Origin of the sequence: Fibrobacter sp. UWB1 (assembly GCF_002210325.1) — a bacterium.
In the GTDB taxonomy this organism is placed as follows: domain Bacteria; phylum Fibrobacterota; class Fibrobacteria; order Fibrobacterales; family Fibrobacteraceae; genus Fibrobacter.
The window spans coordinates 120,932-132,245 of sequence record NZ_MWQL01000008.1 but is presented as its reverse complement, the minus strand read 5'-3'; the positions used below and the strand labels follow the sequence as shown (position 1 = coordinate 132,245).

Annotated in this window: 10 protein-coding genes; 3 read left to right on the top strand and 7 right to left on the bottom strand. The window is 51.5% G+C overall.

The window, feature by feature from the left end; genetic code table 11:
- Window position 1: 1 nt before the first annotated feature.
- The 7 genes from ndhC to B7988_RS08190 form a co-directional block, all read right to left on the bottom strand.
- Window positions 2-382, bottom strand: coding sequence for an NADH-quinone oxidoreductase subunit A (gene ndhC / locus B7988_RS08220; RefSeq protein ID WP_072978267.1), 381 nt, complete (start codon window positions 380-382; stop codon window positions 2-4).
- Between the two features lie 97 nt (window positions 383-479).
- Window positions 480-1,073: a hypothetical protein gene (locus B7988_RS08215; protein ID WP_073320066.1), complete on the bottom strand. Its 594-nt coding sequence runs from the start codon at window positions 1,071-1,073 to the stop codon at window positions 480-482.
- Window positions 1,070-3,214 carry a bifunctional (p)ppGpp synthetase/guanosine-3',5'-bis(diphosphate) 3'-pyrophosphohydrolase gene (locus B7988_RS08210; protein ID WP_083564432.1) on the bottom strand — a complete coding sequence of 715 codons (2,145 nt, stop codon included), beginning with the start codon at window positions 3,212-3,214 and terminating at the stop codon, window positions 1,070-1,072. Before B7988_RS08210 ends, B7988_RS08215 begins: the two co-directional genes overlap by 4 nt.
- A 294-nt stretch (window positions 3,215-3,508) precedes the next feature.
- On the bottom strand, window positions 3,509-4,585 hold the full coding sequence (locus tag B7988_RS08205; RefSeq protein WP_088657530.1) for a TIGR04133 family radical SAM/SPASM protein: 1,077 nt from the start codon (window positions 4,583-4,585) through the stop codon (window positions 3,509-3,511).
- A gap of 41 nt (window positions 4,586-4,626) precedes the next feature.
- The gene (locus B7988_RS08200; protein ID WP_088657529.1) at window positions 4,627-5,010 is read right to left on the bottom strand and encodes a hypothetical protein; all 384 of its coding nucleotides are present in this window, start codon (window positions 5,008-5,010) and stop codon (window positions 4,627-4,629) included.
- Between the two features lie 37 nt (window positions 5,011-5,047).
- The gene (locus B7988_RS08195; protein WP_088657528.1) at window positions 5,048-5,770 is read right to left on the bottom strand and encodes a hypothetical protein; all 723 of its coding nucleotides are present in this window, start codon (window positions 5,768-5,770) and stop codon (window positions 5,048-5,050) included.
- Window positions 5,771-5,803: 33 nt separating this feature from the next.
- The gene (locus B7988_RS08190) at window positions 5,804-6,520 is read right to left on the bottom strand and encodes a hypothetical protein (protein ID WP_088657527.1); all 717 of its coding nucleotides are present in this window, start codon (window positions 6,518-6,520) and stop codon (window positions 5,804-5,806) included.
- 510 nt (window positions 6,521-7,030) lie between these two features.
- On the opposite strand from B7988_RS08190, the gene B7988_RS08185 reads away from it, so the two are divergent.
- The 3 genes from B7988_RS08185 to B7988_RS08175 all read left to right on the top strand — a co-directional run bounded on the left by B7988_RS08185 (window position 7,031) and on the right by B7988_RS08175 (window position 11,274).
- A complete protein-coding gene (locus tag B7988_RS08185; protein ID WP_088657526.1) occupies window positions 7,031-8,479 on the top strand; it encodes a chorismate-binding protein in 1,449 nt (482 codons plus the stop codon).
- Window positions 8,480-8,627: 148 nt separating this feature from the next.
- The gene (locus B7988_RS08180) at window positions 8,628-10,223 is read left to right on the top strand and encodes a bifunctional anthranilate synthase component II/anthranilate phosphoribosyltransferase (protein ID WP_088657525.1); all 1,596 of its coding nucleotides are present in this window, start codon (window positions 8,628-8,630) and stop codon (window positions 10,221-10,223) included.
- Between the two features lie 124 nt (window positions 10,224-10,347).
- Window positions 10,348-11,274: a LysR family transcriptional regulator gene (locus tag B7988_RS08175; RefSeq protein WP_073320087.1), complete on the top strand. Its 927-nt coding sequence runs from the start codon at window positions 10,348-10,350 to the stop codon at window positions 11,272-11,274.
- Window positions 11,275-11,314: the final 40 nt, after the last annotated feature.

Below are 11,314 nucleotides of genomic sequence, written 5' to 3'. Positions count from 1 at the left end.
GCTATTCCCACTTAAGGATTCCTTTCTTCCATGCGTAGGCAAGGCCCGAAACGAGGATTGCCATGAAAATCACAAGGTCAATGACTACGACTTGAGGGGGCAGCGGCGTGTTACCGGCCATAATCTCCTTGAAGTTCGCCATGACCGGGAACAGGAACAGCGCTTCGATGTCGAAAACGAGGAACAGCAGTGCGAACAGGTAGTAACCTACCTTGAACTGGATTCGAGCGTTTCCGATGGTTTCCATACCGCATTCGTAGGGCGCCATCTTGTTTTTGGTGTTCTTGGTGCGGTAACCGAGCAGAAGCCCCGTAACGGTAGCCGCTGCCGCGATAAACGCGCCCAGGAAAAGGAAGATTGAAAGGATGATGTACTCTGACATAATTAGTTGGTAGAGCTTAGTTGGTAGAACTTAGATGAATAATCTAAGCTCTAAGTTCAGAGTTCTAAGTTCTAAGTTCTAAGCTCTAAGTTCTCCTTTAGTAAAAGTTCTGTAGCTCTTGAACCGTCCCGAATAGCGTGTTTCCTATCTGGAATCGGTCCAGCACGTGTTTGAGCAAATCCTTGAATTCGTCAAGCGTGGCTGCGTTCATTTCGTTCAGTTTTTCCTGAATGGTGTTCACGTAACCCGAGGCGACCGGTTTGGTCTTTAAGTCCTGCATTTCGCCTGCCCAGCGCTGTAGCATCTGGTCGGTTTCGATTCGGGCAATCACGTAGCGTGTGGTAGATAGTAGCTCTTGCAAAAAGTGAACCAAGAAGATTTCTTCTTGCAATATACCCCAGCGCTTGTCCTTGGAATACATGGCCTTGTTTTCGGCCTTGCCGTAAAAGATGGCGGCCTGCGCGTATTCCAGGCAGGTCATGATTAGCCTTTCGTAACGCTTGATTTCTTTGCTCAGGTTCTGGAACCAGATGGTGTCTGCCACCGGATTCTTTTCGCTCCGCTCGGCGACTTCGTTCGGGAAAATGGCCCTGAACGCGTAGTACACTTCTTCGTAGTAGCGGTTGCGCATACGACAGTTGAAGGCGCGGTTCTTGAGCGTGTAGTCGCTGTGGTGGAGCTTCGAAATCATGATTTTACCACCTGTTTTACGCCAGGAATGCTCTTGATGGCATTGATGATGGAATCGACTTGTTCCTTACGGAAGGCCTTGAACACCAGTCGGATTCTGCCCGAATAGTGCTGGCTTGCCGCAGTCACGCGGTCGAGGAATACGTTGGCACGCTTGAGTTCCTGCAACACGTCGAACGTAATGTTCTTGCGGTTCTCGGTTTCGATTGTGAGGTGCGTCTCGAACGAATGCTTGATGTCTTCGCTCCATTCCACTGCAATGCGCTGTTCCATCGGCAAGTTCTTGAGTTGCGGGCAGTCCGTATTATGTACTTCGATACCGATCTTGGGTCGTAGAACGCCAACCACCGGATCGCCGGGAATCGGACTGCAGCACTTGGCGAAATGCACCACCAAACTGGTTTCCTGCCCAATCTGCAGGGGCATTTCGTCCTTGCGGTCGGCCTTCGCGTCTTTGTTGAACATGGGGAAGAACCGGAGTGCGGTCGATTCCTTTTGCGTGGTTTCGCCACCGTTCAAAAAGCGCTGGATGTCCGCGAGTGGAAGTTCGCCCTGGCCAATGCGTTCGTAAAAGTCATCGATGGTGGGCGTGCCAAAGTATTTGCAAATGCTTTCTTCGGAGGGGCGCTTGTCCTTTTCGATTTTCTGGAGTCTGAGTTCGCGGTCCCAGATTTCCTTGCCCAAGTCCAGAGCCTGCTTCATGATGCTGCTTTTCATCCAGCGGCGCAGTTCCTGCTTGGCCTTGACGGTTTTGACCATATCCAGCCATTCGGGACTCGGTTCCTGGTTCGGACTCTTGAGCACCTGGATAGTGGCGCCATGTTCCACAACTGTATCGAGGTTTACCACTTTGTCGTTGATTTTTGCACCGATGCAGTGTAGGCCGAGCTCGGTATGCACTGCAAAAGCGAAGTCGAGGACAATTGATCCTTGCGGAAGTTCGATGGAGGTTCCCTTGGGCGTGAATACGGTCATGCCCGTGGGCTTCAAGTCCACCTTCAAAAAGTCGAGGTATTCCTTGGAGTCCGAAATTTCGGACTGGAGCTTTACCATGTGGTTCAGCCATTCCAGTTCTTCGCCTTCGTGCTGGGTTTCCATTTTGTAGGCCCAGTGCGCGGCGAATCCCTTTTCGGCGGTCAGGTCCATGTCCTTGGTTCGAATCTGGACTTCGACCATTTTGTTTTCGGGGCCGATCACGGTGGTGTGAATGCTCTGGTAAAGGTTCGGTTTCGGGGTCGCGATGTAGTCTTTAAAGCGACTCTGCAGGGGCGTCCACAGGTTGTGGACGTAGCCCAATGCCAGATAGCATTCGGGAATAGTGTCTACAATGATGCGGATGGCGAAAATATCGAAGATGTCTTCGAACTGGCACCCTCGGCTAATCATCTTGTTGTAGATACTGTAAATGTTCTTGGTTCGGCCCTGGATGGTGCAGTCGAAATCTTCGAGTGCCATCTTGATTTGCAAAGGCCCTATCACCGACTGGATATACTTCTCGCGGGATTCCTTGTTCTCGATGAGCAAGTCCACCAGTTTCTGGTATTCGTCGGGATTGACATATTTGAAACTTAGGTCTTCTAGCTCGTTTTTTAGCTTGTAGAGGCCGAAACGGTGGGTGAGCGGGATGTAAATGTCTAGAGTTTCTTGTGCGATCGCCTGGCGTTTTTCGGGCTTCATGTACCGCATGGTGCGCATGTTGTGGATGCGGTCTGCGATTTTAATCATAATGACCCGAGGGTCTTTCGCCATGGCGACAATCAGCTTTCGGTACGTTTCCGCTTTTTGGGCAGTTTTGCTCGATTCCTGAGCGGCTGTAATCTTGGTGACGGCATCCACCATGAATGCGGTGTCATCGCCAAATTTTTCGGCAATTTCTTCGAGGGAGTGGTCGGTATCTTCGACCACGTCATGGAGCAACCCGGCCAAGACCGTCGACTGGTCCTGTTTGAGGTCGGCAAGGATTTTTGCCACTTCGTAGGGGTGCTCGGTATAGGGCATTCCGCTCTTACGGTACTGCCCCTCGTGAGCCTCTGCAATAAAAGCTACAGCCTTCTCTAGAATCTCCCGGTCAAGCTTGGGATTCTTCTTTAAAAGCACGTCAACGATGTGCGTTTGGTTCGATGTGAGGCTCGCTTGTAACATCGGTATAAATAATATCTAAAAATTCGCACTTTGATTTGTGGAATTTTGCGAAATAAGCGAAAAATAAGGGTTTTTGAACGTTTCGCTGTTGTTTTTCTCTACAACGCTTTATTTGGTCGGGATATTGTAAATCAGGGTGAAAATCCTATCTTACGTTCAAACAAAAAATACAAGGCTAGGGCCGGTTTGGAGACTGAAAACTCTAGCTAAAATGCAGACAAAACGGCTGCAAGAAAGAGCCGCACCTCATAAAGGTGCGGCTCTTGCTTTTTTTAGGTGATAGATGTTTTTGGCTTATGCGCCGGCGTCTTCGAGGCGCTTCACATGGCAATAAGCCAATTCCTTGGTCTTCTCGTCACGTAAGTGCAGGCTGGAGCCTTCGCAGTAGCGCCAGTACTTGCAGGTCTTGCAGTCGCCGATTTTTGCCCAGCTGCGGTCGCGCATCACCTGGTAGCGGTTCTGCCACACATCCCAGAGGTCGTCCTTGTAGATGTTACCCTGGATATAGTCGCCGCGGAGGCTCGGGCATGCCGAGATGCTGCCATCGCAAAGCACGGAAGAGACGTTCACGCCGGCACGGCAGAAGAACGGGTAGTTGCGGGCGTCCTTCTCGTAGCTGCCGAGGAACCCTTCGCAGCCGTAATTCACGTTGATGACGTTCAGTTTCTTGACTTCGCGGATAAAATCGAACACCTGGCGGAATTCCTGGTTCGTGAGTTGGAACAGCGGATTGTCCTTCGCGCGGCCCTTCGGGAACACCGTCGCGATACGCCAGCGCTTCACGCCGATTTTCAAAAGCAGGTCGAGAATCTTCGGGAGTTCCTTGAGATTCTGGCGGTTCACGCAGGTCATCACGTCGAAGGTGAGGCCTTGCGTGTGGGCGGCCATGTCGATGGCGCGGAGTGCGTTGTCGAAACTCGTGGGGGCACCGCGGAAATGATTGTGGCTTTCCTTGAGGCCGTCCAGGCTAATCGTGAGTGAGCGCAGCCCTGCATTCAGCAACTTGGTGTAGCGTTCGGGGGTCATCGCAAGGCCGTTGCTGACCATTCCCCAGGGGTAGCCGCGCTTCTTGATTTCCATGCCGCATTCTTCAAGGTCCTGGCGCATCAAGGGTTCGCCACCGGTAATCACCACGATAAAGTGCTTCGGGTCGATGTGCGGGGCGAGTTTATCCAGCACACCCATGAAGTCTTCGCGAGGCATGTCGGGGATGGCGTCCTTCACGCAGTCGCTACCGCAGTGCAGGCAGTGCAAGTTGCAGCGCAGCGTGCATTCCCAGAAAAAGTACGTGAGCGGATGCGCCTTGATTTCGTTATGGCGGTAAAGGCGATAAGCTTCGAGAGCGAGTTTTTTCTTAAGAGAGAGTTGCATAAAAATGTGGAGTGTGAAATGTGAGGTGTGAAATGTGAAATTTAATGGATGCGTTGTCCATCCACGTAATATTTTGATTTGAATTCGTCTTCGGTGTAGACAGTCTTGTTATCCTTTTCGTCGCGACAGTCGAAAGTTTTCGTTTCGTCGTCGGTTGATTGGAAACAAGTGACGTCGTCTTCACAATAGTACGTGTCCGTGCACGCCGGATACGACATGGTGCAATTCTCGAAGTTCCCGGAAATCCTGTCTTCCTCGTTTTCGCAATCGTAGAAAATACCATATTCGGGGCATATCTGTTCAAGGTCGCAGGCGATAAGCTTGTTGCCCGCTGAAGGGCTGTCGCTGGAGGAATCGTCGCTACACCCGCTCCAGAAAAGAGCGCACAGGCTTAATAGAAATTTTTTCCAATGCTTTTTTATCATATTTTTCGTCTATAGGCTCATAGAGCCGTTCTTTCGTCTATTTCTCCAGGCACTTGTTAATCCGTTCCTGGATTTCCTTCATCTTGTCTTCGTAGACCTTCTGGAGTTCTTCGTCGAGGGCGGGCTTGTTCGCCTCCCATTCTTCCTTCATCTTCAGGAACTTGGCGTATTCTTCGCTAGGCCTGATGGAGCCGTCAATGCATTTTTCTACCGCATTATGGATGGTGACCGGGGCTCCGTAAAGGGCCACGAGACTTTCGAGTTCCATGCGCAGGTTTTCGAGGCACATGGGCGTTTCTACCAGGGTGGTCTTGATGGAGTCTATCTTTGCGGCTGCATCGCGCTTGGCCGCTTGCTCGCTCCACATTTTTTTTACATCTGCGTTGTAATCATCATAAAAATAGGATACACTGGAATCCGTGGGGAAACATTTGACGTCAATGGAATCGGGAGGCTCGACACCATAAAGAAGGCCGGCGACGAATTCGCTGCTGGAACTTGACTTTTCCTGTTCAGAAGAACTCGATTCCTCGGCAATGCTGGAACTCGATTTTACTTCTTCGGAAGAACTTGATGTTACCTCTTTAGAGGAACTGGATTCTGGCGTGTTTGAATCGCTGCTGCTTTCGGGTGCAGGCGCACAAATATCGTCGGGACAGCCGTAAAGAACGACTTCCGATGAAGATGCTGAATCGTCGCAACCTGCCCAGAACAGGGCGGTCAATGTAAGTGCAATTTTTTTCCAGTGTTTGTAGAACATCTTCAATTTCCCCAAAAGTTTTCTGACTAATTTTTATTTCTCTGCATCGTCGCAGGTGCCGTTGAATACGCAGGGCGGACCGTAAAGGGCGGGTTGCATTTCGCCGTTGAAGGTCGTGTCCTGCTCGGGATCTTCGACCACGGTCCTCTTTTCGTAACGGGCGCGGAATTGAGCTTCGTTGTATTTAACGCCGTCGCATTCGTAGGTGTTTTCGGAAATCTGCACCACGCCGTAATCAGGGCAGATTTCGTCGCTACAAGGGAATTCGGGAGCCCAACGTTCTTCAGTCACTTGCTTGCAGGTGGCGCCGTCTTCGCAGGTCATTGTTTTCTCGCCCTGCTTTTGGAAGCAAGCGATTTTATCCGGAACTCCGTAAGCGGGCATGATTTCTGTAAAGCTACTTGAAGATTCCTCAGTGCTGGATGAGCTAACGAATTTTTCGTATTCGATACCGTAAAGCGGGACGATTTTGCCGAAATCTTCGCTGCTGGAGCTCTGTTTTTGTACTTCAGTCGAACTACTGGAGCTTGCTTCAGTCGCTTCGCTAGAACTTGAAACCTGAGCCTGCTTTTCGCTAGAACTGGATGTCGTTTCGTTTCCGGTTGCTACGCTGGAGCTGGATTCGGGTGTGGCAACGCTGCTGGAACTGGGATCATCCGATCCGTTTGCAGAGGTGGTATCGCTGTCGCAACTTGCCCAAAAGAAACCAGTCAAGGCAAGGGCAATTTTTCTCCAATGTTTGTACAGCATGGATTTCTCCTTTTTTAATTTCTTTATCTAAAAGACGAATATATATAAATGACTATAACCTTGCAACTTGGGGGCAAAAATATGTGATAACTGGGGGTGGTTTTTGCCTTTTTGGATTGATATTTTCAATTTTTTACAGAATTTCCTACGGAACCACTTGCCAAAGTGATTCTAGATTGATATTTTTGGTGCCATGATGAATTTTGTGACATGTGTAACCCTGAACCGTCGTTGGTGGCGCGGACTCTGACATAGAGCCCGGTATTTGTCGCAAATCACCCAAGATTTTAAAGCAAAGGCTTCCGGACTCACGGAGGCCTTTCTCTTTTACCAAAATCATTGAAATCCTCCGGGACCAAAGCCTTTGCGGAACCCTAAACCAAGGAACGCAAAAGTTTAAACAGAATGGATATAGCCCTCGTTGCTCTTGAGATGTCAATTCATTAAACCTCAAAGCGAGCTTGCGAGCGACCTCATACCCCAAACCTTTTTAAAACCAGAGGATCAAAAATGACAACGAACATAAGGCACATCACTGAAAGCCCTAACTTCGAACCCCGTACCGACAGTATCTACGTGGCACTGCCCGGTGAACGTTACACCCCGTTTTCGCTGGGCAAGAAGCTCGGTGCGAAGGCGATTTTCGAATCCGCAAGCTTCTCCCACGGTCGTAGCCGCTATTCGACTCTGATGGTGGACGAAGGTTTCCGTCTGCGCCAGAACGACAAAGACGTGAGCATCGTTGTCGACGGCAAGGAAAGCGTGTTTTTGAAGGAAGGCGAGGGCGATATTCTTGATGCGCTGACGCTGATTTCGGCCGAAAATACGGTGCCGCCCAACCAGATCCCGATTCCCTCTTCGGGCGTGGGCTACCTAGGCTACGAATTCTGCGCCCGCTGCGATACCATCCGCCTTGCCCCGCAGGTTGATAAACTCAACATTCCCGAAGCCGAATTCCTAGTGGGTCACATCTACATCGTGTTCGACCACTTTACCGAAAAGCTTCACCTGTTCGCCTTGAACTACGAAGAACACCAGATTGACCTGAAGGCTGCCATTGAAAAGGTGAAGGCTCGCCTCGCTGACCTGGACTTTAGCTACCTCGCCCCGGAACAGCAGTATGGCAAGGGCATTACCATGACCGACCTGGAACAGTCCCGCAAGGAATACGTAGAAAAGGTCGAAGCCCTGCAGAAGCATATCATCGCAGGCAACATTGTACAGGCGGTACCATCTCGCCGCATCCAGTTTGCAAGCGATATCGAAGCTCTCGACATTTACCGTCGCCTTCGCACGGTGAACCCGTCTCCGTACATGTTCTTCCTCGATTACGGAACGCATCAGTTTATCGGTGCATCGCCGGAAAGCCTCGTGCGCGTGCGTGACGGCATCGCTACCATTCACCCGATTGCAGGCACCCGCCGCCGTGGTAAGGATGACGCGGAAGACGAAGCCCTGATGAAGAACCTGAAGGGCGACCCGAAGGAACGCGCCGAACACTTGATGCTCGTGGACCTGGCCCGTAATGACCTCGGCCGCGTCTGCGAAGCGGGTACGGTGGAAACTACCAAGTACATGGAATGCGAAAAGTTCAGCCACGTGATTCACCTGGTCTCTGACGTGCAGGGTAAGGTCTCCAAGACCAAGAAGGCGATTGAAGTGCTGCGCTCCAGTTTCCCGGCAGGTACGGTGAGCGGTGCCCCGAAAATCAGCGCCATTGAAATCCTTTCCGGCCTCGAAAAGGTCAAGCGCCGCTTCTATGCGGGTGCGGTAGGCTATATGGAATCTGACGGTGACCTGGATTTCTGCATCGCTATCCGTTGCTGCCTCAAGCAGGGCAAGACCATTAGCCTGCAGGCCGGTGGTGGCATTGTCGCGGCCTCTAACGCCGACCGCGAATTTGAAGAAACAAATGAAAAGCTCGGAGCAATCAGAGCTGTACTGGAGGGGGAAAATTAGTAGACAGTAGGCAGTAGGAAGTAGACAGTTTAAAATTAGGCGGCTACGCCGCGATTATATCACTTCCGACTTCCTACTTCTAACTTCCTACTGAGAACCGACACCTAACAACAACCCTGAATCACAAATTTTAAAAAAGCGAATAAAAATGATCATCATCATCGACAACTACGACTCTTTTACTTACAACGTCTACCAGGCGCTTGCAAAAATCACTAACGAAGAAATCCGCGTGCTCCGTAGCCGCGAATGCACCATCGCCGACATTGAAAAACTGAACCCGAGCCGCCTCATTGTAAGCCCGGGCCCGGGCCGCCCCGAAGACGCCGGCATCTCCGTGGAAGCCATCAAGCACTTTGCGGGCAAGCTCCCGATTCTCGGCGTGTGCCTCGGCCACCAGGCCATCGGTTACGCCTTTGGCGCCAAGATTGTGCAGGCCAAGTTCATCAAGCACGGTATCGCCGAAGAAATCGACCTCGACGGCAAGGGACTTTTCCGCACCATCGGCAAGAAGAATATCTTTACGCGTTACCACAGCCTCGTCATCGACGAATCGACGCTCTCTTCTGACTTCGAAGTGACCGCCCGCGCTACCGACGGCGACATCATGGGCATTCGCCACAAGACACTCCCGATTGAAGGCGTGCAGTTCCACCCGGAATCTATCGCCAGCGGACGCGCCGACGAATTTTTCAAGGCGTTCCTCAACTATCGTCGCGAACCGCTTGACGTGCGCGGGATTCTGAATACGCTTACCGAAGGCAAGGACTTGAGCCGCGAAACCGCCGAGATGTTCATGGAAGACTTGACCGACGGCATCATGGACGAACGCCAGATGGCCGCAATCCTGACCGCACTTTCCAGCAAGGGCCCTGTTGCCGACGAAATCGCCGGTTGTGCGAAGGTACTCAGCAGCAAGAAGCGCAAGTTCCCCTACAGCGGCGACGAACTCACCGATATCGTGGGTACCGGTGGCGACGGCAAGGGCAGCTTCAACGTGAGCTCGCTCTCCGGCCTGATTGCCGCCAGCTGTGGCGCGAAGATTGCAAAGCATGGCAACCGTGCTGTTTCCAGCAAGTCCGGTGCCGCCGACTTCTACACGGCCGCAGGCTTCAAGCTCGACATGACTCCGGACAAGGCCGCGAGCGTCATCAACAAGACGAATTTCGTGTTCCTGATGGCTCCGGTCTACCACAGTGCCATGCGCTTTGCCGGCCCGGTTCGCGGCGTTCTCGGCGTGAAGACCATCATGAACCTGCTCGGTCCCCTCACGAACCCGGCCGAAGCCAAGTACCTCATGCTCGGTGTCTACAGCACGACCGTACTGGAACCGTTCACCAAGGCGGCAAAGGCCCTCGGCGCCAAGCGCGTGATGGTTGCCATCAGTGACGACGGCTACGACGAAATTTCACCCTGCGTGCCGACGACCATCGCCGAAATCCTGGAAGATGGCGAGTACAAGACTTACTGCATCGACCCGAAGGACTTCGGCATCCCCTCCGTGGATCCCGAAGATCTCGCCGGCGGTACGGGCGTCGACAACTTCAACCTCGCTCTCGACGTGCTGAACGGTAAGGGCCGCCCGGGCATCAAGTACGCCTGCGCCCTGAACGCCGGTGCCGCCCTCTACATCAGCAAGAAGGCAGCCAGCATCAAGGAAGGCTTCGACAAGGCCATGAAGGCGATGGAAGACGGCTCCGTGCTGAAGAAGATCGAGGAAGTCAAGGTGGCGACGAACTCGTAATCAAATAAGGTTGGCAAAGGTTTTTATAACCCCTTGCCAACCTTATAGCTTTTAACTATATTTTTATTCCTACTAAACAACTAGGAAAATGAAAAGCTACGATTTTTAACAGGAGGCCGAAAACATGACTCTACAACAATTACGTTATGCCATCGGCATTGCAGAAACAGGCTCTTTCAATAAGGCCGCCGAAAAGCTTTATATCTCGCAGCCGTCGCTGACCGCCGCCATCAAGGATCTTGAAGATGAACTTAATATCCTCATTTTCAATCGTACCAGCCGCGGAGTCAAGCTCACTAGCGAAGGCGAAGAATTCATTTCGTACGCCCGCGAACTTTACCATCACTACGAAACGGTGCTGGACAAGTACGGCAAAATCGGCAAGCGTAAAAAGAAATTCGGCGTCTCGACGCAGCATTATTCTTTTGCGGTCAAGAGCTTTGTGGAAACTGTCAAGCTTTTCGATACGGACAAGTACGAATTCGCCATTCGCGAAACCCGCACCAAAGAAGTCATCGAAGACGTGGCCTCGTTCAAGAGCGATATCGGTATCCTTTACTTGAGCGATTTCAACCGCAAGGTTATCATGAACTTGCTGAATGCCCGCGACCTCGCGTTCCATAAACTCATTGACTGTAAGGCCTATGTGTACTTGTGGAAGGGGCATCCGCTTGCCAACAACAAGTTCATTACGCTCGATGAACTGGCTGAATACCCGTGCCTTTCCTTTGAACAGGGCGACAACAGCTCGTTCTATTTTGCCGAAGAAATCTTGAGTACGAACGAATACAAGCGTACCATCAAGGCGAACGACCGTGCTACCATGCTGAACTTGATGATCGGCCTGAACGGGTACACGCTTTGCTCCGGCATTATCTGCGAAGAATTGAACGGTTCCGATTACTTGGCCGTACCCTTCAAGGACAAGAGCGAAGAATCCCGCCGCGTCATGGAAATCGGCTACATCGCCAAGCGCAACATGTTGCTTGGTCTGGTGGGCGAGCGCTATGTCGAAGAGCTGCAACGCTACCTGGCGACCTGCTCTTCGTAATAGCCTTAATCTATAACAAAATATTAAAAAGAAGTATTAA